At 71.9% G+C, this 23,863-nt stretch carries 15 protein-coding genes; 9 read left to right on the top strand and 6 right to left on the bottom strand.

Annotated elements, in window-relative coordinates; translation table 11 throughout:
* Positions 1–222 precede the first annotated feature (222 nt).
* Positions 223–2,490 carry a M4 family metallopeptidase gene (locus tag AMK16_RS08775; protein WP_073911354.1) on the top strand — a complete coding sequence of 756 codons (2,268 nt, stop codon included), beginning with the start codon at positions 223–225 and terminating at the stop codon, positions 2,488–2,490.
* A gap of 144 nt (positions 2,491–2,634) precedes the next feature.
* Here the strand turns inward: AMK16_RS08775 and AMK16_RS08780 are convergent, their stop codons facing one another.
* Entirely contained in the window at positions 2,635–3,294 is a 660-nt protein-coding gene (locus AMK16_RS08780; protein WP_073911357.1) for a hypothetical protein, read from the bottom strand.
* 112 nt (positions 3,295–3,406) lie between these two features.
* Positions 3,407–5,020 carry an MFS transporter gene (locus tag AMK16_RS08785; RefSeq protein WP_079191416.1) on the bottom strand — a complete coding sequence of 538 codons (1,614 nt, stop codon included), beginning with the start codon at positions 5,018–5,020 and terminating at the stop codon, positions 3,407–3,409.
* A 145-nt stretch (positions 5,021–5,165) separates the two neighbouring features.
* Here AMK16_RS08785 and AMK16_RS08790 point away from each other — a divergent pair, with 145 nt between their 5' ends.
* Complete coding sequence (locus AMK16_RS08790) at positions 5,166–6,182, top strand: Lrp/AsnC family transcriptional regulator (RefSeq protein ID WP_107417117.1); 1,017 nt, start codon at positions 5,166–5,168, stop codon at positions 6,180–6,182.
* A 95-nt stretch (positions 6,183–6,277) separates the two neighbouring features.
* Here the strand turns inward: AMK16_RS08790 and glgP are convergent, their stop codons facing one another.
* On the bottom strand, positions 6,278–8,914 hold the full coding sequence (gene glgP, locus AMK16_RS08795; protein ID WP_073911367.1) for an alpha-glucan family phosphorylase: 2,637 nt from the start codon (positions 8,912–8,914) through the stop codon (positions 6,278–6,280).
* A 725-nt stretch (positions 8,915–9,639) separates the two neighbouring features.
* On the opposite strand from glgP, the gene AMK16_RS08800 reads away from it, so the two are divergent.
* The 4 genes from AMK16_RS08800 to glgB all read left to right on the top strand — a co-directional run bounded on the left by AMK16_RS08800 (position 9,640) and on the right by glgB (position 17,233).
* Positions 9,640–11,634: an alpha-1,4-glucan--maltose-1-phosphate maltosyltransferase gene (locus AMK16_RS08800; protein ID WP_073911369.1), complete on the top strand. Its 1,995-nt coding sequence runs from the start codon at positions 9,640–9,642 to the stop codon at positions 11,632–11,634.
* Positions 11,631–13,349, top strand: coding sequence for a maltose alpha-D-glucosyltransferase (gene treS / locus AMK16_RS08805; protein ID WP_073911372.1), 1,719 nt, complete (start codon positions 11,631–11,633; stop codon positions 13,347–13,349). Before AMK16_RS08800 ends, treS begins: the two co-directional genes overlap by 4 nt.
* 153 nt (positions 13,350–13,502) lie before the next feature.
* The gene (locus tag AMK16_RS08810) at positions 13,503–14,948 is read left to right on the top strand and encodes a maltokinase N-terminal cap-like domain-containing protein (protein WP_073911374.1); all 1,446 of its coding nucleotides are present in this window, start codon (positions 13,503–13,505) and stop codon (positions 14,946–14,948) included.
* Positions 14,945–17,233 (top strand): 1,4-alpha-glucan branching enzyme, encoded by a 2,289-nt coding sequence (glgB, locus tag AMK16_RS08815; RefSeq protein WP_073911376.1) that lies wholly within the window; start codon positions 14,945–14,947, stop codon positions 17,231–17,233. Before AMK16_RS08810 ends, glgB begins: the two co-directional genes overlap by 4 nt.
* Here the strand turns inward: glgB and AMK16_RS08820 are convergent.
* Both AMK16_RS08820 and AMK16_RS08825 read right to left on the bottom strand, forming a co-directional pair.
* Entirely contained in the window at positions 17,223–17,582 is a 360-nt protein-coding gene (locus AMK16_RS08820) for a thioredoxin family protein (protein ID WP_073911379.1), read from the bottom strand. The genes glgB and AMK16_RS08820 overlap by 11 nt on opposite strands.
* 112 nt (positions 17,583–17,694) lie before the next feature.
* A complete protein-coding gene (locus AMK16_RS08825; protein WP_073911381.1) occupies positions 17,695–18,087 on the bottom strand; it encodes a MerR family transcriptional regulator in 393 nt (130 codons plus the stop codon).
* 260 nt (positions 18,088–18,347) lie between these two features.
* Here AMK16_RS08825 and AMK16_RS08830 point away from each other — a divergent pair, with 260 nt between their 5' ends.
* Positions 18,348–19,049 carry a helix-turn-helix domain-containing protein gene (locus AMK16_RS08830; RefSeq protein ID WP_073911383.1) on the top strand — a complete coding sequence of 234 codons (702 nt, stop codon included), beginning with the start codon at positions 18,348–18,350 and terminating at the stop codon, positions 19,047–19,049.
* Positions 19,050–19,143: 94 nt separating this feature from the next.
* Here the strand turns inward: AMK16_RS08830 and AMK16_RS08835 are convergent, their stop codons facing one another.
* A complete protein-coding gene (locus AMK16_RS08835) occupies positions 19,144–20,169 on the bottom strand; it encodes an ATP-dependent 6-phosphofructokinase (RefSeq protein ID WP_073911386.1) in 1,026 nt (341 codons plus the stop codon).
* A gap of 304 nt (positions 20,170–20,473) precedes the next feature.
* On the opposite strand from AMK16_RS08835, the gene pta reads away from it, so the two are divergent.
* Both pta and AMK16_RS08845 read left to right on the top strand, forming a co-directional pair.
* Positions 20,474–22,558 carry a phosphate acetyltransferase gene (pta, locus tag AMK16_RS08840; protein ID WP_073911387.1) on the top strand — a complete coding sequence of 695 codons (2,085 nt, stop codon included), beginning with the start codon at positions 20,474–20,476 and terminating at the stop codon, positions 22,556–22,558.
* 42 nt (positions 22,559–22,600) lie between these two features.
* A complete protein-coding gene (locus tag AMK16_RS08845) occupies positions 22,601–23,815 on the top strand; it encodes an acetate kinase (RefSeq protein WP_073911390.1) in 1,215 nt (404 codons plus the stop codon).
* Positions 23,816–23,863 lie beyond the last annotated feature (48 nt).

Here is a 23,863-nt window from a genome sequence, read left to right on the forward strand (position 1 = left end):
TCGGACCCTCCGGATCCTGCACCGTTCCCTCCCACACGGAGGTGAATGGTCCGGATACCGGACCCGTCTCTTCGGACAACGGACCGTTTCCGGCCAACCTTTTGACGCGGTCCTGACATCCTGACCGCCAGGTGTCACTCTTCGACCGTTCATCGCACCAGCCCTGATCTGCCCGGAGGCCCACCCAGCCATCCGGAACCCCCCTTGCAGAAGGAGTCTGCGTTGAGTCCCACCCCCCAGAGGCGTGCCACCGCGGCCGGCGCGCTCGTTGCCGCGGCAGCCCTGCTCGCCGTCGGCATACAGACCGGCACCGCAACCGCCGACGCCACCGCGTCGCAGGCCCGCACGGCCGCCCAGCCCAACCCGGGCGCGGCCAACCGCGCACTCAGCGCTTCGGAGCGTGCGACGCTCCTGGCCGAAGCCAACTCCACCACCGCCCAGGCGGCCAAGGCCCTCGGCCTCGGCGGCGCCGAGAAGCTCGTCGTGCGCGACGTCGTCAAGGACGCGGACGGCACCACGCACACCACCTACGAGCGGACCTACGACGGTCTGCCCGTCCTCGGCGGCGACCTGACGGTCCACGCAAAGGACGGCGTCACCAAGAGCGTCACCAAGGCCACCAACCACGAGATCAAGGTCGCTGACACCAGCCCCTCGGTCACGCCGTCGGCCGCGGAGAGCCAGGCGGTCTCCGCCGCCAGTGCCGAGGGCTCCAAGGAGGCCAAGGCATCCAAGGGCGCCCGCAAGGTGATCTGGGCGGCCGACGGTGTTCCGGTCCTCGCGTTCGAGACCGTCGTGGGCGGTCTCCAGCACGACGGCACGCCGAACGAGCTGCACGTGGTGACCAACGCCAAGACCGGCGCCAAGATCACCGAGTGGCAGGCCATCGAGACGGGCACCGGCAACACGCAGTACAGCGGCCAGGTGACCCTCGGCACCTCGCAGTCGGGCAGCAACTACACGCTGACCGACGCGGGGCGCGGCGGCCACAAGACCTACAACCTGAACCACGGTTCGTCGGGCACGGGCACGCTGTTCTCCGGCCCGGACGACATCTGGGGCAACGGCGCGGCCTCCAACGCGGAGACCGCAGGCGCGGACGCCCACTACGGCGCCCAGCTGACGTGGGACTACTACAAGAACGTGCACGGCCGCAACGGCCTGCGCAACGACGGCGTGGCCCCGTACAGCCGGGTCCACTACGGCAACGCCTACGTCAACGCCTTCTGGGACGACTCCTGCTTCTGCATGACGTACGGCGACGGCGACGGCAATGCGAAGCCCCTGACCTCCATCGACGTGGCCGCGCACGAGATGACCCACGGTCTGACCTCGGTCACCGGCAACATGACCTACAGCGGTGAGCCCGGCGGTCTGAACGAGGCGACCTCCGACATCATGGCCTCGACGGTCGAGTTCTACGCCAACAGCGCGCAGGACGTCGGCGACTACCTCATCGGCGAGAAGATCGACATCAACGGCGACGGCTCGCCGCTGCGCTACCAGGACAAGCCGAGCCGGGACGGCGCGTCCAAGGACTCCTGGTACTCGGGCATCGGCTCGGTCGACGTCCACTACTCCTCGGGTCCGGCGAACCACTGGTTCTACCTGGCCTCCGAGGGCTCCGGCGCCAAGGTCATCAACGGCGTGAGCTACAACTCGCCGACCGCCGACAACCTGCCGGTCACCGCCATCGGCCGCGACGCCGCCGCGAAGATCTGGTTCCGCGCGCTGACGGTGGGCTACTTCAAGTCGAACACCAACTACGCCGCGGCCCGCACGGCCACCCTGCAGGCCGCCGCGGACCTCTACGGTGCGGGTTCGACCACCTACAACAACGTGGCCAACGCCTGGGCGGGCATCGCCGTCGGCGCCCGCGTCGTGAGCGGTGTCACGGTTACCAACCCGGGTAACCAGACCACCGCCACGGGCAGCGCCGTCAGCCTGCAGATCCAGGCCAGCAGCAGCAACTCCGGTGCGCTGAGCTACGCGGCGACCGGTCTCCCGGCCGGGCTGTCGATCAACTCCTCCACGGGTCTGATCTCCGGCACCGCCACCACCGCCGGCACGTCCAACGTGACCGTCACGGTGACCGACTCGCAGAGCAAGACGGGTACGGCGGCCTTCACCTGGACCGTCGGCACCAGCCAGCCGAGCGTCTTCGAGAACACCGCCGACTACCAGATCGCGGACAACGCCACGGTGGAGTCCCCGATCACGGTGAACCGCACGGGCAACGCCCCGAGCACCCTCAAGGTGGACGTCAACATCGTCCACACCTACGTCGGTGACCTCCGGGTCGACCTGGTCGCCCCCGACGGCACCGTCTACAACCTGCGCAACCGCACCGGCGGCAGCGCGGACAACATCGTCCAGACCTTCACCGTGAACGCCTCCTCGGAGGTCGCGAACGGCGTCTGGAAGCTCCGCGTCGCGGACCTCGCGAGCGCCGACACCGGCTACATCAACAGCTGGAAGCTCACGTTCTGACCCCACCGGGGCCGTGTGAGCGACCGCTGAACCGCTAGACCACGGGGCCGCCCGGGAGAAGACCTCCCCGGGCGGCCCTGTTCCATGCTCAGCCGGTCAGCCGGTCAGCCGGTCAGCCGGTCAGGCGGTCAGGCGGTCAGGCGGTCAGCCGATGGAGCGGAAGACGGTGGTGAAGAGGTCTTCCTCCTCCTCGCGGCCGAAGCCGTCGTCGTCCTGCCGCGCGCCGTTGGCGGGGCGGGCCTGGTCCTCACGGCCGTTCCAGTCGCCGCGGCCCTCGTCCTCACGGCCGTTCCAGTCGCCGCGGCCCTCGTCCTCACGGCCCTGCTCACCGCGCCCTTCGTCCTCGCGGCCCTGCTCACCGCGGCCCTCGTCATCGCGGCCCTGGTCGCCGCGGCCCTCGTCATCGCGGCCCTCGTGCCGACCCTCGTGCCGGCCCTCGTCCTCCTCCGCCGGCTTGAAGAAGACCGAGACGGCCTCCAGGTTCCGGCCCCGCTGGCCGGGCTCCAGCACCCGCTCCGCCTTGCCGTCGCAGTTGCGGTTGTCGAAGAGGACCGCCAGCGACTCCGTGTCGTTGCGCACCTCGAAGGCCGGGTCGCCCTCGGAGGTACGGGTCAGCACGTAGCAGGTGTCGTTCTCCGCGGGCCTGATCTGCCCCTCGTGCTCGTCGCCGTCCCCGTCGGCGTACCGGTAGTGCAGCGTGCCGAGGTTGCGGCCGCCGTGGTCGTCGGCCAGCGACGGGCCGGCGGTGGGCAGCACGAGGGCGAGAGCGCCGGCGAACACGGCGGCGGTGGTGCGAAGACGCATGGGGGGTCCGTTCCTCGGGTTCCTCGGATACCGGGTCCGGTGGCATCCGCGGGCAGCGTAGGAGCGGACGAGCACGCCGAAACGATTCGGCATGCTCAGCGCGTTCGAAGGTTCACCCGTGCGCCACCCGGTCACCGTCCGTGTGGACGGGTCGGTCACCGCCTCCGGCGGGCGTCCCGGAGACCGGTTCGCGCACGGAGGGGCCGGCCACCCGGCCTGTGACGGCCCCCGCCGGGGCGCCCGGAGCGGGCGGAGCGGGCCGCGGCGCGCCGCGCACCAGCAGGAAGACCGCCAGGGCGCCGGCCAGACCCATCGCGGCCGAGGCCAGGAAGGTGTCGCGCAGCCCGCTCGCGAAGGCCGCGTCCACCAGGCCGGTCAGGGCCTCGCGCGCCGCTCCCGCCGGGGCCGCGTCGAGCAGCTGCCGGGCGCCGCCGCCGGCCAGCGGCTCCGCCAGCGTCCGGCCGGCCTCGCCCAGGCCGCCGCGCAGCCCGTCGTGGAAGACCGCGCCGAGCACGGCGATCCCGAGCGCGGTGCCCAGCTGCCGGGCGGTGTTCAGGGCGCCGCCGGCCATTCCGGCCCGCGTGGGGGAGACGGCCCCCATCGCGGTCGCGGCCAGCGCCGGGGTCGCGGCGCCCACGCCCGCTCCGGTCACCAGCAGCCCCGGGAGCAGCGCCTGCCAGCCGTCGCCGGCGTCCAGCATCCAGGCCTGGAGCAGCGCGCCCGCGCCGATCAGCACCAGGCCGCCGCCGATGGTGAGCCGCGGCGGCGCCCCGTGCAGCAGCCGGCCGGCCGCCGCCGAGACGAGGAAGGCGGCCACGCTCAGCGGCACCAGGACCAGACCCGCGCCGACGGGGCTCAGTCCCTCGGCGCTCTGGAGCCAGAGCGAGACGTACATCAGGTACGAGAAGGCGGCTCCCGACAGCAGCAGACCGGCGGCCATGACGGCGACGAAGGTGCCGCTGCGGAAGAGCGAGAGGTCCAGCATCGGGCGCGGGCTGCGCACTTCCACGAGGACGAAACCGGCGAAGGCGGCCGCGCCCAGCCCGAACAGTCCCAGCGTGGTGGGCGAGCCCCAGCCGTTCTCGCCGACGCGGATCATGGCCCAGGTGACGGCCGCGGCGCCCGCGGTGAAGGTGGCCATGCCGGGCAGGTCGAGGCCCTTGGCATGCGGGTCGCGGGATTCGGTGACGGACTTGCGGGTCACGTGGACGGCCAGCGCGCAGACGGGCAGGTTGATGAAGAAGATCCAGCGCCAGCCGAAGTGCTCGGTGAGCAGGCCTCCGATGATGGGACCGGCCGCGGCGGCGGCGCCGTTGACCGCGCCCCAGGCGCCGAAGGCGACGGCGCGGTCGCGGCCCTGGTAGGACCCGCTGAGCAGGGCCATGGTGGTGGCGAACATGGCGGCTCCGCCGATGCCCTGCACCGCCCGGAAGGCGATCAGCCCGGCGGGGCCGGTGGCGAGGCCGCAGGCGAGGGAGGCGGCGGCGAAGAGACCGAGCCCCGCCAGGTAGACGCGGCGGCGGCCGATCCGGTCGGCGAGCGAACCCGCGCCGAGCAGCAGGGCGGCCAGCGCCAGTGCGTAGACGTCCATCACCCACTGCAGTCCGGCGAAGCCGGTGTGCATGTCGGCGGCCATGTCGGGCAGGGCGACGGTCACGATCGTGACGTCGACCAGGAGCATGAACGCCCCGAGGCAGACGGCCGTCAACGGCAGCCATTTACGCATGGGATCTCCTCAGGATTCCTCGGACGGGGGTGGGCCGGCCGTGGGGCCGACGTCCCCAAGGTGGCAGCTTCCCGCATCCGTTCTCCCACCAGCAGCGGCTGCCTGACGGATTTCCCCTGCCAAGGCCACTGTCATGATGGAAACCATGCAGCAGAGCACGCACCCCGAAACCGAGCTGGACGAACTCGACCGGGCCCTGGTCCAGGCCCTCACCATCGACGGCCGGGCCTCCTTCAGCCGACTCGCCGAGGTGCTGGAGGTCTCCGACCAGACCGTCGTGCGCCGCTACCGGCGGTTGCGGAGCACGGGCCTGGTCCGGGTCGTCGCACTGCCGGTGGGCAGCCGCGTCGGACTGTTCGAGTCCTGGCTGCGCGTGCAGTGCGCCCCCGATGCGGCGCTCCCGGTGGCCGAGGCCCTGGCCCGCCGCCCGGACATCGCGTGGGTGACGCTCAACTCGGGCGGCACGGAGATCCACTGCATGACCCGGGCGCGCACCCGCAAGGACCGCGACGTCCTGCTGCTGGACAAGCTGCCGCGCACCCGCCGGGTGACGGGCATCAGCGCCCACACCGTGCTGCGGAAGTTCTTCGGCGGCCCCGACGCCTGGGCGGGCCTGGGCGTGCTGCGCCCCGACCAGGCGCAGGCGCTGGCGCGACCGCCGGCGGCGGCGCGGCCGGAGCGGTACGCCCTGGACGAGGCGGAGCTCGCCATGCTCGCGGTGCTCGGCCAGGACGGCCGGGCCGGGTATCCGGAACTGGCGCGCATCTGCGGCCTGTCGGAGTCCACCGCCCGCCGGCGGCTGGAGCGGATGCGGGACCTCGGGGTGGTCTTCTTCGACGTGGAGATCATCCCCGCGCACCTGGGTTACGAGGCGGAGGCGACGCTGGTGCTGTCCGTCCCGCCCGCCCGGCTGGCGGAGGTCGGGGCGGCGATCGGCGGTCATCCCGAGGTGCCGTTCGCGGCGGCCGTGACCGGCGCGGCCTCCCTGATGGCGGTGGTGGTGTGCCGGGACACGGACGCGCTCTACACGTACCTGACCGAGCGGATCGGTGCGGTGCCCGGCATCGGGCAGGTGGAGGTGATCCCGACGCTGCGGAACGTCAAGCGGGCCGGGATGCTCGTGGAGGACGGGCGGCTGGTGGATCCGCCGCCCGCCCCCTGAGGGCGCAGGTCGCACAGTGCGCCGCTCATACACGTCACGCCCGTCACGCCCGTCATGCACGCCACGCGCATCACGCAGCCACGCGCGTCACGGAGCTACCGCAGCAGTACGCCGCCCCCCGCGTCCGTCTCCACCGGGGCCGCGACCAGCCCCAGTTCGGCGGGGTTGGCCAGCAGCGGGTGCGCCGGCAGGATCCGCACGGTGTAGCCGTAGGGTCCCGTGCGGTCGAGCGCGAGCGGTCCCTCGTACACCCAGCGGCCCTCCAGGTCGGGCCCGGAGGCCGGTTTGAGCGGGAAGGTCCGCCCGTCCCGGATCACGTCCTGCGGGTCCACCCGCCCGGCGACGGCCTGCACCTCCACGTCCTCGGGGGTGAGCGCGTCCAGCGACACCTGTACGCGCAGGGTGAGGGTGGCGCCCAGCTCGGCGGTCCCGTTGACCGGCGCCGCCGCGAGGGCCTCGACGTGCTCGACGGTGACCCGTGGCCAGGAGGCCCGCACCCGCCCCTTCCACCAGGCCAGGTCCCGGGCCGCGTCGGGGGTGAGGGCGCGGTGGGCGAGCGCGGCCGGCGCGTACAGCCGCTCCACGTACTCCCGCACCATCCGGCCCGCCAGCACCTTCGGCCCCAGCGAGACCAGCGTGCGCCGGACCATCTCGATCCACCGCACCGGAAGCCCGTTGTGCCCTGCCCGGTCGTAGAAGCGGGGTGCGACCCGTCCCTCGATCAGCTCGTAGAGGGCGTTCGCCTCCAGCCGGTCCCGGCGGTCCTCGTCCGCGCCGAGTCCGTCCGCGGTGGGGATGGCCCAGCCGAAGTCGGGCTCGAACCACTCGTCCCACCACCCGTCCAGCACGGACAGGTTGAGGCAGCCGTTCAGCGCCGCCTTCATGCCGCTGGTCCCGCACGCCTCCAGCGGCCGCAGCGGATTGTTCAGCCACACGTCGCAGCCCGGGTAGAGCTTCTGCGCCATGGCCATGCCGTAGTCGGGCAGGAAGACGATGCGGTGGCGCACCCGGGGGTCGTCCGCGAAGCGCACCAGCTCCTGCACGAGCCGTTTCCCGCCGTCGTCGGCCGGGTGCGCCTTGCCCGCGACGACGATCTGGACGGGCCGGTCCGGGTCCAGCAGCAGCCTGCGCAGCCGGTCCGGATCGCGGAGCATCAGGGTGAGGCGCTTGTACGAGGGCACGCGCCGGGCGAAGCCGATGGTGAGCACGTCCGGATCGAGCACCGAGTCCACCCAGCCCAGTTCGGCCTCGGCGGCCCCGCGCTGGCGCCAGGAGGCCCGCAGCCGTTCCCGCACCTCCTGGACCAGCTGTTCGCGCAGCACCCGCCGCAGGTCCCAGACGTCCTGGTCGGGGATGTCGGCGACCGCGTCCCAGCGCGTGGAGCCGCCGACGGACAGGGCGTCCTCGGTGCGGCCGGCGCCGATCTGGCGGGCTCCGAGCCGCATGACCTCGGGCGCCACCCAGGTCGGGGCGTGCACCCCGTTGGTCACCGAGGTGATGGGCACGTCGGCCGGGTCGAAGCCGGGCCACAGTCCGGCGAACATCTCGCGGCTCACCGCTCCGTGCAGGGTGGACACCCCGTTGGCCCGCTGGGCCAGGCGCAGCCCCATCACCGCCATGTTGAACACCCCGGGGTCGCCCCCCGGGTAGGACTCCGCGCCCAGCTCCAGGATCCGGTCGACGGGCACGCCGGCCAGCTCCCCGCCGTCCCCGAAGTGCCGGGCGACCAGGGCCCGCTCGAAGCGGTCGATGCCGGCCGGGACGGGGGTGTGCGTGGTGAAGACGGTTCCCGCGCGCACCGCCTCGACGGCGGCGTCGAAGCCGAGTCCCTGCTCACGCTCCAGTTCCCTTATGCGTTCGAGTCCGAGGAAGCCGGCGTGGCCCTCGTTGGTGTGGAAGACCTCGGGCTCGGGGTGGCCGGTGAGGGCGCAGTACAGGCGGACGGCGCGGACGCCGCCGATGCCCAGCAGCATCTCCTGGAGCAGCCGGTGGTCGCTGCCGCCGCCGTAGAGCCGGTCGGTCACCTCGCGGGCGGCCGCGTCGTTGTCCTCGACGTCGGAATCCAGCAGGAGCAGCGGGACCCGCCCGACGCGCGCCTGCCAGACGTGCGCGTGCAGGGCGCGCCCGCCGGGGAGGGTCAGCGAGACCCGGGCCGGGGTCCCGCCGTCGTCGCGGATGAGGGCGAGGGGGAGTTCGTCGGGGTCGAGTACGGGATAGTGCTCCTGCTGCCAGCCGTCCCGGGACAGCGACTGCCGGAAGTAGCCGTGCCGGTAGAGGAGTCCCACGCCGATGAGCGGGACGCCGAGGTCGCTGGCGGACTTCAGGTGGTCCCCGGCGAGGATGCCGAGGCCGCCGGAGTACTGGGGCAGGGCGGCGGTGATCCCGAACTCGGGCGAGAAGTAGGCGATCGCGGCGGGCAGGCCGCCTTCGGCCTGCCGGCTCTGGTACCACCTCCCGCCGTTGACGTAGTCATCGAGGTCGGCGGCGACGGCGGCCAGCCGCCGCAGGAACCGGCGGTCTGACGCCAGTTCCTCCAGGCGGGCGGCCGGGACGGCGCCGAGCAGCCGGACGGGGTCGCCGCCGGCGGCCTGCCAGCCCTCGGGGTCGACGGATTGGAAGAGTTCGCGGGTCTCGGCATGCCACGACCAGCGCAGGTTGCGCGCGAGGCCGGTGAGCGGCAGCAGGGTCTCCGGGAGGACGGGGCGCACGGTGAATCGACGGATAGCCTTCACACGTTCCACCTTCGCAGGGGATTGCGGATCGGAGCGGTCGCACCACGCTGTGCATCCGCGCATCACCCCCGGAAGGCTAGGGGGTCTCCTGCCGATCGGGCCAGGCCCCCCGGCGGCTCGCGCCGGTGGCGGTCTCCTGCGCCCCGGCCGTCCCTCCCGTGCCGGGCACTTTGGGACGGCTGTCCCACCCGTCGGGATTCCCCGGGCCGTGCGCCGGCGCCTTCCGGCGCTGCCACCGCAGCGGACCGGCCGATTTCGCGCGGCACCGCATACCGGTGCGCCCACGGCCCGTCAGTAGTGATTCGCACCTATACTCCCGTTTCATTCCTCCGGCCGGTTGGTTCGCGAGGGAGAGTGGTGACGGGTGGGGCAGGCGTTGCCCGTCCCTCCATCAGCTGGTCCTCGCCGACTTGACGGAGCCCCACCGGATGTCGACCCGGAGCGTGGCCCGGTGCGCGCCACTACGTACGAGTAGTTAACCCAGCGCACGGATTGGGCGGGTAGAGAGTGGGAAGGGCTCACCGGGTACACGTGGTACACGCACGGCGCACCGCCCCCAACCTCTCCCCGCCACCCGAGTGAACGCGGACAGGAGCGGCCATGCCCGCAGCCCAGCCGTCCACCGAGCGGCTAGAAACAGAGCGAACAGAGCGTGCACTACCAGCCGTGATACCGGCTGGCCTGTCGTCACCGAGCCCTGCGAAACGCCCCCAGGTGAGCCCATCATGATCGGTCGCATTCCCGTGCTGGACGTCCGCCCCGCCGTCGACTGCGGCGCCAGACCCGCCAAGGCGGTCGTGGACGAAGTCTTCGAGATCTCCGCCACCGTGTTCCGCGAGGGACACGACGCGGTGGCCGCCCACGTCCTGCTCCGGGATCCGAGCGGACGGTTGCGGCCCCCCGTCCCGCTGCGCGAGCTCGCCCCCGGCACCGACCGGTGGGGCGCCCGGGTCTCCGCGGAGGTCGAGGGGAGGTGGACGTACACCGTGGAGGCGTGGAGCGATCCGGTGGCCACCTGGCGGGCCCATGCGGCGATCAAGATCCCCGCCGGCATCGACACCGACCTCACCCTCCTCGAAGGCGCCGAGCTCTATCAGCGCGCCGCCGCCCGGATCCCCAAGCGTGACGGCCGCGAGGCCGTCCTCGCCGCTGCCGGGGCCATGCGGGACGAGGACGGCCCGGTCGCGGCGCGGTACGCGGCCGCCCTCGACCCTGCCGTCGACGCCGCGTTCGCCCGGCGCCCGTACCGCGAGCTGGTCACGGCAGCCCGGTCCCTGCCGCTGCTGGTCGAGCGCAAGCGGGCCCTCTTCGGGTCCTGGTACGAGATGTTCCCCCGCTCCGAAGGGGCGGTGGTGGAACCCGGCTCGGCCCCCGTCAGCGGGACGCTGCGGACCGCCGCCGAGCGGCTGCCCGCGATCGCCGCGATGGGCTTCGACGTGGTCTACCTGCCGCCCATCCACCCGATCGGCACCACCTATCGCAAAGGCCCCAACAACACCCTCTCGGCGGGGAGTTGGGACCCGGGGGTGCCGTGGGCCATCGGCTCGCCGGAGGGCGGGCACGACGCCGTCCACCCCGAACTGGGCACGATCGAGGACTTCGACGCCTTCGTCGCGCGCGCCCGCGAGCTGCGCATGGAGATCGCCCTGGACTTCGCCCTCCAGTGTTCCCCCGACCACCCGTGGGTGGAGAAGAACCCCCAGTGGTTCCGCCACCGCGCCGACGGGACGATCGCGTACGCGGAGAACCCGCCGAAGAAGTACCAGGACATCTACCCGATCCACTTCGACACCGACATGGCCGGCCTGGTCGAGGAGACCTGCCGGATCCTGCGGTACTGGATGGACCACGGCGTCCGCATCTTCCGGGTGGACAACCCGCACACCAAGCCCGTCGTCTTCTGGCAGAAGGTGATCGCGGACATCAACAAGACCGACCCCGACGTGATCTTCCTGGCCGAGGCCTTCACCCGTCCCGCGATGATGCGCGCGCTCGCCGCCGTCGGCTTCCAGCAGTCGTACACCTACTTCACCTGGCGCAACACCAAGGCGGAGATCACGGAGTACCTGACCGAGCTCTCCAGCACCCGCTCGGCCTCCGTCATGCGGCCGAATTTCTTCGTCAACACGCCCGACATCCTCCACGAGTACCTTCAGCACGGCGGCCGTCCGGCCTTCGAGGTGCGGGCGGTGCTCGCCGCCACCCTCTCCCCCGCCTGGGGCGTCTACGCCGGATACGAGCTCTGCGAGAACACCCCGGTGCGGCCCGGCAGCGAGGAGTACCTGAACTCCGAGAAGTACGAGTTCCGGCCACGCGACTGGGCCGCCGCCGAACGCGAGGGCCGCACCATCGCCCCGCTGATCACCCGGCTGAACCGGCTGCGCCGCGAGAACCCGGCGCTCCAGCAGTTGCGCGACATCCACTTCCACCCGACCGACAACGAACAGGTGATCGCCTATTCGAAGCACGCCGGAGCCAATTCCGTACTGGTGGTCGTCAACCTCGATCCGCACCACACCCAGGAGGCGACGGTGTCGTTGGACATGCCGGTACTCGGCCTCGACTGGCACGGGTCCCTCGCGGTGCGCGACGAGCTCACCGGCGAGACCTATCACTGGGGCAGGGCGAACTACGTGCGCCTAGAGCCGGGCCGTACGCCCGCGCACGTGCTGGCCGCTCTGCGACCGTCCCCGCCCACCGGAGGGTCACCCACCACATGATGATCAACGATCCCGTCCACGACACCTTCGAGGACACCCCCGCCAAGGACCGCGATCCCGACTGGTTCAAGCGGGCCGTCTTCTACGAGGTCCTCGTCCGCTCCTTCCACGACAGCAACGGCGACGGCGTGGGGGACCTCCAGGGACTCACCGCCAAGCTGGACTACCTCCAGTGGCTCGGCGTCGACTGCCTCTGGCTGCCTCCCTTCTTCGCCTCACCCCTGCGCGACGGGGGCTACGACGTCTCCGACTACACCTCCGTGCTCCCCGAGTTCGGCGACCTCGCCGACTTCGTGGAGTTCGTGGACGCCGCGCACCAGCGCGGCATGCGCGTGATCATCGACTTCGTCATGAACCACACGAGCGACCAGCACGAGTGGTTCCAGCAGTCGCGCAAGGACCCCGACGGCCCGTACGGCGACTACTACATGTGGGCCGACAACGACAAGCAGTACCAGGACGCCCGCATCATCTTCGTCGACACCGAGACGTCGAACTGGACGTACGACCCGCTGCGCAAGCAGTACTACTGGCACCGCTTCTTCTCGCACCAGCCGGACCTCAACTACGAGAACCCGGCCGTGGTGGAGGAGATCGTCTCCGCCCTCAGATTCTGGCTCGACCTCGGCATCGACGGCTTCCGCCTCGACGCCGTGCCCTACCTGTACGCCGAGGAGGGCACCAACTGCGAGAACCTGCCGCGCACCCACGGGCTCCTCAAGCGGGTCCGGGCCGAGATCGACGCCCACTACCCCGACACCGTCCTGCTGGCCGAGGCCAACCAGTGGCCCGAGGACGTCGTCGACTACTTCGGCGACTTCGCCAAGGGCGGGGACGAATGCCACATGGCCTTCCACTTCCCCGTCATGCCGCGCATCTTCATGGCCGTACGAAGAGAGTCGCGCTACCCGGTCTCGGAGATCCTCGCCAAGACACCGGCGATCCCGGAGCGCTGCCAGTGGGGCATCTTCCTGCGCAACCACGACGAGCTCACGCTCGAAATGGTCACCGACGAAGAGCGCGACTACATGTACGCCGAATACGCCAAGGACCCGCGGATGCGGGCCAACATCGGCATCCGCCGCCGCCTCGCCCCACTGCTGGACAACGACCGCAACCAGATGGAGCTGTTCACCGCCCTGCTGCTGTCGCTGCCCGGGTCGCCGGTCCTCTACTACGGCGACGAGATCGGGATGGGCGACAACATCTGGCTCGGCGACCGCGACGGCGTGCGCACGCCCATGCAGTGGACCCCGGACCGCAACGCCGGTTTCTCCTCCTGCGATCCGGGCAGGCTGAACCTGCCGGTCATCATGGACCCGGTCCACGGGTACCAGGTCACCAATGTCGAGGCGGCCATGGCCTCTCCCTCGTCGCTGCTGCACTGGACCCGGCGGATGATCGAAGTCCGCAAGGCGAACCCCGCCTTCGGACTCGGCTCGTACACCGAACTGCCGTCGTCGAACCCGGCGGTGCTCGCGTTCCTGCGCGAGTACGGGGACGACCTGGTGCTGTGCGTGCACAACTTCTCGCGCTTCGCGCAGCCCACCGAGCTGGATCTGCGGTCGTTCAACGGACGGGTCCCGGTGGAGCTCACGGGTGATGTGCGCTTCCCCCCGATCGGCGAGTGGCCCTACCTGCTGACCCTGGCAGGTCACGGCTTCTACTGGTTCCGCCTGAGGACCGAAGCACGGTCCGAACCGCGCGCCACGTAGCGGCCGGGTACGGGGCGGGCAGCGCGAATGGGTCAATCGCCCGCCCCTGTACGGACCATCCTGACCCGACACTCGCACCACCGGAGAAGCAACTGCCGCACATCCGGGACACTCTGCGCATTCTGTGACGGCCCGGGGAAAGGACGCGACGCCATGTCGGAGGCTGCATCCGCCCGGAGCCGGCTGACTGCCGACCGGGCTGCCGGGATCGGCCCGCTGGAACCGATGCTGCGGGCCTGGCTGCCCGCCCAGCGCTGGTTCGCGGGCAAGGGCCGCACCATCACCAGGCTCAGGGCCGTCTCGGCCGCCGAACTGCTGCCGCCGGGCTCCACGCCCGGACTGCTCCACCTGCTCCTCGATGTCGACGGGGACTGCTACCAACTGCTCCTGGGCATCCGCCCGTCGCTGCCGCCCGCCCTGGCGGCCACGCTGATCGGCCACGCCGAAACCGGCCCCTACGCCGGCCGTGCGGTCTACGAGGCGCTGGGCGACCCGCGGCTCGCGGCCATGCTGCTGGAGCGGCTGCGCTCCCCCGGATCCCTCGGCCCACTGCGCTTCGACCGGGACCCGCAGGCGCCGGTCCCGGCCGGCCTCGCACCCCGGCCACTGTCCGGCGAGCAGACCAACTCCTCGCTCATCTACGGGGATTCGTACATCCTGAAGGTCTTCCGCCGGGTTGGCCCCGGTGTCAATCCGGACCTGGAGCTGCCCAGAGCCCTGGCCGCCGCCGGGTGCGCCCGCGTCCCCGCGCCCGTCGCCTGGTACGAGGCCGCGCTGCCCGGCATCGAGCCGCTGACCCTGGGTGTGCTCCAGCCCTACCTGCGCGGATCCGACGACGGATGGCAGCTGGCGCTGCGCCGGCTCGGCGCCGGGACGGACTTCACCGCCGAGGCGCACGCCCTGGGCCGGGCCACCGCCGAGGTCCACAGCGCGCTCGCCCGCGCCCTGCCCACCGTGGCGCTCGGCCCGGAGCAGACCGCCCGGCTCGCCGCCGGGATGACGGCCCGGCTGGCCGCCACCGCCCGCGAGGTGCCCGCGCTGCGGCCCTACGAGGCGGGACTGCGGGGGGCGTTCGACGCGCTGGCCGCCTCGCGGGGCACCGGGGTGTCCGCCCAGCGGATCCACGGCGACCTCCATCTGGGGCAGACGCTGCGCACCCTCGACGGCTCCTGGTCGTTGATCGACTTCGAGGGCGAGCCGGCCCGGCCGCTGGCCGACCGGCGCCGTCCCGAACCGGCCGTGCGCGACATCGCCGGGATGCTGCGCTCCTTCGACTACGCCGCACGCTCGCACCGGCCGTTCGCCCCCGCCTGGGCGGACGCCTGTAAGGCCGCCTTCTGCGAGGGCTACGCCCGCACCACGGGCCGCGACCCGCGTGAGGAACCGGTACTGCTGCGGGCGTACGAGACCGACAAGGCGGTGTACGAGGCCCGGTACGAGTTCCGGCACCGGCCGGACTGGCTGCACGTCCCGATGGCCGCGATCCGCCGGCTCTCGGAGCCGGTGCGGTCCGCCCACCGGCTCCCGCCGGCCCCGCCGGCCACCGGCCCCATCTCCCCGCACTCCCATCAGAAGCCCCCGAGGAGGCCGCTCGCGTGAGCGCCGCACGACAGCCGTCACCTACCGTCCGCGACGAAGCCGCAGCCGCCCCGGCGGCCGCCGAGAAGACGCGCCCGCCCCGGGCCCGGCGGGCCGACCCCGCGCACGGGGTCCGGCCGGCGCCCGCCCTCGACGAGCAGGAGCGGGCCAGGTTGCTCCAGGGCCGCCACCACGACCCGCACGCCGTGCTGGGCGCCCGCACCCGGCGGGGCGGGGTCGCCTTCCGCGTGCTGCGCCCGTACGCCAAGGCGGTCACCGTCATCGCCAAGGGCCTGCGGGCCGAGCTCTGCGAAGACGGCGACGGCCTGTTCTCCGGGCTGCTTCCGCTGACCGAGGTGCCGGAATACAAGCTGCTGGTCGCCTACGACGGCGCCGAGCTGGAGATCGAGGACCCCTACCGCTTCCTGCCCTCCCTCGGCGAGCTGGACCTGCACCTGATCGGCGAGGGGCGCCACGAGCAGCTGTGGAAGGCGCTGGGCGCCGAGCCCATGGAGCACCAGGGGGTGGAGGGGACCCGGTTCACCGTGTGGGCGCCGAACGCCCAGGGGGTCCGCGTCAGCGGGGACTTCTCCTACTGGGACTCCGGCGCCTACCCGATGCGTTCGCTCGGCTCGTCCGGCGTGTGGGAGCTGTTCCTTCCCGGCGTGGGCGCGGGGACCTTGTACAAGTACGACATCACGCGCCCCGACGGCAGCCACACGCTGCGCGCCGACCCGATGGCCCGCTCCGCGGAGGTGCCCCCGGCGAACGCCTCGGTGGTCACCGCCTCCGCGTACACGTGGGGGGACGCGGACTGGATGGCGGGCCGGGGCGCCCGGCCGCTGCACGAGTCCGCCTTCTCGGTGTACGAGGTGCACCTGGCGTCCTGGCGGCCGGGGCTCTCCTACCGGCAGCTCGCCGAACAGCTGCCGGCGTACGTGAAGGAGCTGGGCTTCACCCACGTGGAGCTGATGCCCGTCGCCGAGCATCCCTTCGGCGGCTCCTGGGGCTACCAGGTCACCGGTTTCTACGCGCCGACGTCGCGGATGGGCGCCCCGGACGACTTCCGCTTCCTGGTGGACGCGCTGCACCGGGCGGGGATCGGGGTGATCGTCGACTGGGTGCCGGCGCACTTCCCGCGCGACGACTGGGCGCTCGCCGAGTTCGACGGGCGGCCCCTGTACGAGCACGAGGACCCCCGGCGGGCCGCGCACCCGGACTGGGGGACGCTGGAGTTCGACTACGGCCGCAAGGAGGTCCGCAACTTCCTCGTCGCCAACGCCGTGTACTGGTGCGAGGAGTTCCACGTGGACGGGCTGCGCGTGGACGCCGTGGCCTCGATGCTCTACCTGGACTACTCGCGCAAGGAGGGCGAGTGGTCGCCCAACGAGCACGGTGGCCGGGAGAACCTGGACGCGGTGTCCTTCCTGCAGGAGATGAACGCGACCGTGTACCGGCGGTGTCCGGGCGTGGTGACGATCGCGGAGGAGTCCACGGCCTGGGAGGGCGTGACCCGTCCGACCGACGCGGGCGGGCTGGGTTTCGGCCTGAAGTGGAACATGGGCTGGATGCACGACACGCTGCGTTACATGTCGAAGGAGTCGGTGCACCGCAAGTACCACCACCACGACATGACCTTCGGGATGATCTACGCCTTCAGCGAGAACTACGTGCTGCCGATCTCGCACGACGAGGTGGTGCACGGCAAGAGCGCGCTGGTGTCCAAGATGCCGGGGGACGACTGGTGGCAGAAGCGGGCCGCACACCGTGCGTACCTGGGCTTCATGTGGGCCCATCCGGGCAAGCAACTGCTCTTCATGGGACAGGAGTTCGCCCAGGGCTCGGAGTGGTCCGAGGCGCACGGGCCGGACTGGTGGCTGCTGGACTCCTCCTACCCGGCTGCGGGCGACCACCGGGGCGTGCGCAGTCTCGTGGGCGACCTGAACCGTACCTACGCGGCGACGCCCGCCCTGTGGGAGCAGGACGCCGTGCCGGAGGGCTTCGCCTGGGTGGAGGCGGACGCGGCGGACGACAACGTCTTCGCCTTCCTGCGGTACGCGCAGGACGGCTCGCCGCTGCTGGCGGTCTCGAACTTCTCGCCGGTGGTACGGCACGGGTACCGGATCGGGGTGCCGCAGGAGGTCCCGCAGTGGCAGGAGGTCCTCAACACCGACATGGAGACCTACGGCGGCAGCGGCATCCACCACGCGCAGCCGCTGCGCCCGGAGCCGGTGGCGGCGCAGGGCCGTGCGGCGAGCCTGCGGATGACGCTGCCGCCGCTGGCGACGATCTGGTTCAGGCCGTAGGCCGCGGGGCGGGCGTGAGCTGCTCCTCCAGTTCCCGCAGCAGCGTGCGCTTGGCCCGGGCGCCGACCATCTGCCGTACGGGTTCGCCGTCGCGGAAGACCAGCAGGGTCGGCATGGACAGCACCCCGTAGCGCGTGACGGTGCCGGGGTTGCGGTCCGCGTCGATCTGCACGACCTTGAGGCGGTCGGCCTCCTCGGCGGCTATCGCGGACAGTACGGGCGCGAGCTGGCGGCAGGGGCCGCACCAGTCCGCGGTGAATTCCACGAGGACGGGCCGCCCCCGCTCGGCGAGCACCTCCGTCCCGAAGTCGGCGTCGGTCACCTCGGCCACACCCTGTGCGTGCACCATGTCGTGTTCCTCTCGTGTCGGTCGTGCGGGTCTTGCCGGTCGTGCGGGTCTTGTCGGTGGTGCGGGTCTTGTCGGTGGTGCCGGTGGCGCCGGTCGTGTCCGTGGGGGCCGTTCAGCCCGTCATCTCGCAGTGCGGGACGGCCGCCTCGCCGGCGGCCTGCTCCGCGACGGCCAGCTGCCGCGCGACCTGCTCCCGTACGTCGGCCAGCTGGCCTATGAGTCCGTCGAGCTCGGCGAGCTTGCGCCGGTACACGGCCAGCGAGGCCGGACAGGAGTCCCCGGCGGGGTGTCCCGCCCGCAGGCAGTCCACGAAGGGCCGGGTCTCCTCCAGCTCGAAGCCGAAGTCCTGGAGCATGCGGATCTGGCGCAGCAGGCGAAGGTCGTCCTCGCCGTAGGTCCGGTAGCCGTTGTCCGCACGCCGTGCGGGCAGCAGCCCGCGCGACTCGTAGTACCTGAGCGTGCGGGTGCTGGTTCCGGCCCGTTCCGCGAGTTCGCCGATGCGCATGGGGCGACCGTAGTCCTTGACGCCGACGTCAAGGCAAGCGCCGGGGATGGCGGCCGGTTAGGGGAGGTGGGGCCGCCGAGGGAGGTCTTGCGCCCCGGCCCGTTGGCTGGAACCGTATGCCGGCGGTGGATCTTCGCCCGAACGGGTTACCGGACAGTCGCCCGGAAACCGGACGAATCACCTGAACGTCCTAGGATGTTCCTACGAGTTATGGCCTTGTTTGTTCGGTCTGTAGTCGCCACGGCCCGGCCACTTCTACGGTGTGCCCTGTGCACTCCAGCCCCCCCTTCAATGCCCCCGCCGCGCGTCGTCTGCGCGCGGCCCTGGGCATGGCCCCCGGTCATGTCGCCTATGGCCTGCGCGCCCAGTACGGACTGATCGTCACGCCCGAGACCGTGCTGGCCTGGGAGCGTGGCGAGACATCGCCCACCGCGGCCGAACTCACGGCCCTCGCCGGCGTCCTGTGGTGTTCCCCCGGCGAACTGCTCGCGGAGCCGGTCACCCTGCGGGAACACCGGATCGCCAGGGGGCTGGCCGCGGAGGAGCTGGCCCGGCGGATCGGCCTGGAGTCGAACGCCTACCAGAAGATGGAGGACACCGGGCGCTGGAAGGGCAACGAGCGCCAGTCCGCGGCCCTGGCCTCGGTACTGGGACTGACGCTGGCCCAGTTCGTGACGGCGACCGGCAAGCAGGAGGAGCTGGCGGAGGTGCTGCGCGGCGCGGTGACCACGCGCTGGCAGGCCTACGTCAAGCCGCTGGGCAAGCTGCTGCCGATCCCCAAGGCCCACCTGGAGCGGGTCCTGGACCAGCTGCACGGGGACTACCAGTCGCGGATGGTGGCGACCCTCGGCTGGGGCGGCGCCGCGGGCGGGGCGGGGAGCGGGGACGCCGGGCGGGAGTTCCTCAGCGAGATCGTGGACCGCTTCTGGCACCTGGCGGGCGGCGGCCACGACCGGGCCTAGGGGTATCGCCCCGTGAGGCCGGGCGGCGCAGGGCGGGGCCCTGCCGGTGCCGGGCCGGTGCCGGGCAGACCGGGCGCCGGCCCGGGGCCGGGGCTCAGAACACGGATTCGGCCTCGTACATCCGCTCCTCGGGGACGGTCTTCAGCGCGGTGACGGCCGAGGCCAGCGGGGCCATCACGATGTCGGTGCCGCGCAGGGCGGTCATGTTGCCGAACTCGCCGCGGTGCACGGCCTCCACGGCGTGCCAGCCGAAACGGGTCGCGAGGACGCGGTCGTAGGCGGTGGGGGTGCCGCCGCGCTGGACGTGGCCGAGGATGACCGGACGGGCCTCCTTGCCCAGGCGGTGCTCCAGCTCGACGGCGAGGCGGTTGCCGATGCCGGCGAAGCGCTCGTGGCCGTACTGGTCGATGGCGCCCTTCTCGTACGGCATGGAGCCCTCGGCCGGGTGCGCACCTTCGGCGACGCAGACGACGGCGAACTTCTTGCCGCGGGCGAAGCGCTCCTCCACCATCTTCACCAGGGCGTCCACCTCGAAGGGCCGCTCGGGGAGGCAGATGCCGTGGGCGCCGCCGGCCATGCCGGATTCGAGGGCGATCCAGCCCGCGTGGCGGCCCATGACCTCGACGACCATCACGCGCTGGTGGGACTCGGCGGTGGTCTTCAGGCGGTCGATGGCCTCGGTGGCCACCATGACGGCGGTGTCGAATCCGAAGGTGCGGTCGGTGGAGGAGATGTCGTTGTCGATGGTCTTGGGCACGCCGACGACGGGCATCCCCGCGTCCGACAGCATCCGGGAGGCGGTCAGGGTGCCCTCGCCGCCGATCGGGATGAGCGCGTCGATGCCGTAGCGCGTCGCCAGCTCCGCCGCGTTCTCCGCGGCCTCGTGCAGACGCGCGCGCTCCATGCGGGCGGATCCGAGGATCGTGCCGCCGCGGGCCAGGATGCCGCTGACGGCGTTGATGTCGAGCGGGCGGTAGTTTCCGTCGAGGAGGCCCTTGAAACCGTCCTCGAAACCGATGACCTCGTCGCCGTGTCCGACGACGGCCCGGTGTACGACCGACCGGATGACAGCATTGAGGCCGGGACAGTCGCCGCCTGCGGTGAGAACTCCGATACGCATCGTGCTGTGTCTCCTGCTCCTGGTCGTACCCGGCCGTACGCGTGGGGCGGACAGCCGTCCATATGAAGGGCGTATTGGTGAAGCCTGTCCGATTGTTCCACGGGCCGCGGGTGGGGCGCGCTGCGCGGCGCCGTGCGCACCGGGCCGCGGGACCCGTCTGCGCGGGGCCGGTCACTGACCGGTGCCCTATCCATCGGCGGAGGTATTGTCAAGAGGGCAAGCCCAGACCAACCGGGTCAATCGACTCGGTGTCGTGAACCCGACACACTGATCAGATCACCAGACCATGGGACGGAGAGCACGCGTGACGCGCAGCGTGTACGTGACCGGCATCGAGCGGGGCGACGGCCGGCAGGTCGTCGAGCTGGGGATCATGGAGCTCCTCACCCGGCAGACAGGGCGGGTCGGCGTCTACCGCCCGCTGCTCCACGACGCACCCGACCGGCTCTTCGACCTGCTCAAGGCCCGCTACCGGATCGAGCAGGACGCGGCGACCGCCTACGGCATGGAGTACCACGAGGCCTCGGCGATCCTCGCGGAGAAGGGCACCGACGAGCTGGTCTCCCAGCTGGTCGACCGCTACCACCGGGTGGCGCGCGACTACGAGGTCATGCTGGTCCTCGGCACCGACTACGCCGACACCAACCTGCCCGACGAGCTGGCGCTCAACGCCCGCATCGCCAACGAGCTGGGCGCCCTCGTCGTTCCCGTGGTGGGCGGCACCAAGCACCCGGCCGAAGCGATCCGGGCCGAGACCCGCAACGCCTACCGCGCCTACGAGACGCACGGCTGCCACGTCGTGGCGATGGTCGTCAACAGGGTGGCCGCCGAGGACCGCGACGTCATAGCCGAGCGGCTGGCCGCCCGCCTGCCGGTGCCCTGTTACGTGCTGCCGGACGACAAGTCGCTCTCCGCCCCGACCGTCGCCCAGATCACCGGGGCCCTCGGCGGCGAGGTGCTGCTCGGCGACGAGGCCGGCCTGGCCCGCGACGCCCTGGACTTCGTCTTCGGCGGCGCGATGCTGCCGAACTTCCTGAACGCCCTGACGCCCGGCTGCCTGGTCGTCACCCCCGGGGACCGCTCGGACCTGGTCGTCGGCGCGCTGGCCGCACACACCTCGGGCACCCCGCCGATCGCCGGTGTGCTGCTCACCCTCAACGAGCGCCCGGCTCCGCACATCCTGGAGATGGCCTCGAAGCTGGCGCCGGGCACCCCGGTGGTCTCGGTGGCCGGCAACAGCTTCCCGACCGCCGCCGAACTCTTCTCGCTGCAGAGCCGGCTGAACTCCGCGACGCCGCGCAAGCTGGAGACCGCGCTCGGCCTCTTCGAGCGGCACGTGGACACCGGCGAGCTGCGCGACCTGCTGTCGGTGGCCCGGTCCGAACGCGTCACCCCGATGATGTTCGAGCACGAGCTGCTGGAGCGGGCCCGCTCCGAGCGCCGCCGCGTGGTGCTTCCCGAGGGCACCGAGGAGCGCGTGCTGCGCGCCGCGGACGTGGTGCTGCGCCGGGGGGTCTGCGACCTGACCCTGCTGGGCGAGGAGCAGGCGATCCTGAAGAAGGCCGGCGACCTGGGCATCGACATCTCGGCCGCCCAGCTGATCGACCCGGCGCTCTCCCCCCTGAGGGAACGGTTCGCCGAGTACTACGCCGCGGCCCGCGCCCACAAGGGCATGACCGTCGAGCTGGCCGGCGACGTGGTCACCGACGTGAACTACTTCGGCACCCTGATGGTCCAGGAGGGCCTGGCCGACGGCATGGTCTCCGGATCGGTGCACTCCACCGCGGCGACCATCCGGCCGGCCTTCGAGATCATCAAGACCAAGCCGGGCGCGTCGATCGTCTCGTCGGTCTTCTTCATGTGCCTGGCCGACAAGGTCCTCGTCTACGGCGACTGCGCCGTCAACCCGGACCCCGATGCCGAGCAGCTCGCCGACATCGCCGTCCAGTCGGCCGTCACCGCGGCCGCCTTCGGCGTCGAGCCGCGGATCGCGATGCTCTCGTACTCCACCGGCACCTCGGGCAGCGGCGCGGACGTGGAGAAGGTCCGCAAGGCCACCGAGATCGTGCGCGCGCAGCGGCCCGACCTGCTGATCGAGGGGCCGATCCAGTACGACGCGGCCGTGGAGCCCACCGTCGCCGCGACCAAGCTGCCCGGTTCCGAGGTGGCCGGCCGCGCGACCGTGCTGATCTTCCCCGACCTCAACACGGGCAACAACACCTACAAGGCCGTGCAGCGCTCGGCGGGCGCGGTGGCGGTCGGCCCGGTGCTCCAGGGTCTGCGCAAGCCGGTCAACGACCTCTCGCGCGGCGCGCTCGTCCAGGACATCGTCACCACCGTGGCCATCACCGCGATCCAGGCCCAGGGCGCGCCGGCGCCGACCGCCTGACCGTCCCTCCCCCTCGTCCGCGACCAAGGAAAGACCTCCACCGTGACCGCATCGCGCGTACTCGTCCTCAACTCCGGCTCCTCGTCGCTCAAGTACCAGCTCCTCGACATGGCGGACGGCTCCCGGCTCGCCGCCGGCCTGGTGGAGCGGATCGGCGAGGAGTCCTCCCGCCTCGTGCACGAGCCGCTGACCGGGCAGGGCGCCGCGGGCGGCCGGCGCGAGCGGACCGGCGCGATCCCCGACCACCGGGCGGCACTGCGGGCGGTGAGCGAGGAGATGGCCGCCGACGGGCTCGGGATCGACTCCCCCGAACTGGTCGCCGTGGGCCACCGGGTGGTGCACGGCGGGACGAAGTTCACCCGGCCCACCGTGATCGACGACGCGGTGCTGGAGGAGATCCGCGGCCTCGTCCCGCTCGCGCCGCTGCACAACCCGGCGAACGTGACGGGCATCGAGGTGGCGCGCGCGCTGCGCCCGGACCTGCCGCAGGTCGCCGTCTTCGACACGGCCTTCCACTCCACGATGCCGGAGCACGTGGCCCGGTACGCGATCGACGCCGCGACGGCCGAGAAGTACTCCGTGCGGCGGTACGGCTTCCACGGGACCTCGCACGCCTACGTCTCACGGGCGACGGCCGCGCTGCTGGGCAAGCCGGTCGAGGACGTGAACGTGATCGTGCTGCACCTGGGCAACGGCGCCTCGGCGTCGGCGGTCCGCGGCGGCGTGTGCGAGGAGACGTCCATGGGGCTGACCCCGCTGGAGGGTCTGGTGATGGGGACCCGGTCCGGCGACCTGGACCCGGCGGTCGTCTTCCACCTGGCGCGGGTGGGCGGCCTCTCGGTGGATGAGATCGATTCGCTCCTGAACAAGAAGAGCGGTCTGCTGGGCATGTGCGGCGACAACGACATGCGCGAGGTACTGCGGCGGGCGGGCGAGGGCGACGAGAGCGCCCGCCTCGCCTTCGCGTCGTACATCCACCGTCTGAAGAAGTACATCGGCGCCTACTCGGCCGTCCTCGGCCGGGTGGACGCGGTGGCCTTCACGGCCGGGGTGGGCGAGAACGCGGCCCAGGTCCGGGAAGCTGCCGTGGACGGCCTGGCCGGGCTGGGCCTGACGCTCGACCCGGAGGCGAACGCGGTGCGCTCCGCGCAGCCGCGGCTGATCTCGCCGCAGTACGCCCGGGTGGCGGTCGCCGTGGTCCCGACGGATGAGGAACTGGAGATCGCCACCCAGGCGTACGCGCTGGTTACCCAGTAGTCACTTGGACTTTCCGCCAGACGGAATATTCCGCTACGAAACAAACCG

Origin of the sequence: Streptomyces sp. CB00455 (genome assembly GCF_001905445.1) — a bacterium.
Classification (GTDB): domain Bacteria; phylum Actinomycetota; class Actinomycetes; order Streptomycetales; family Streptomycetaceae; genus Streptomyces.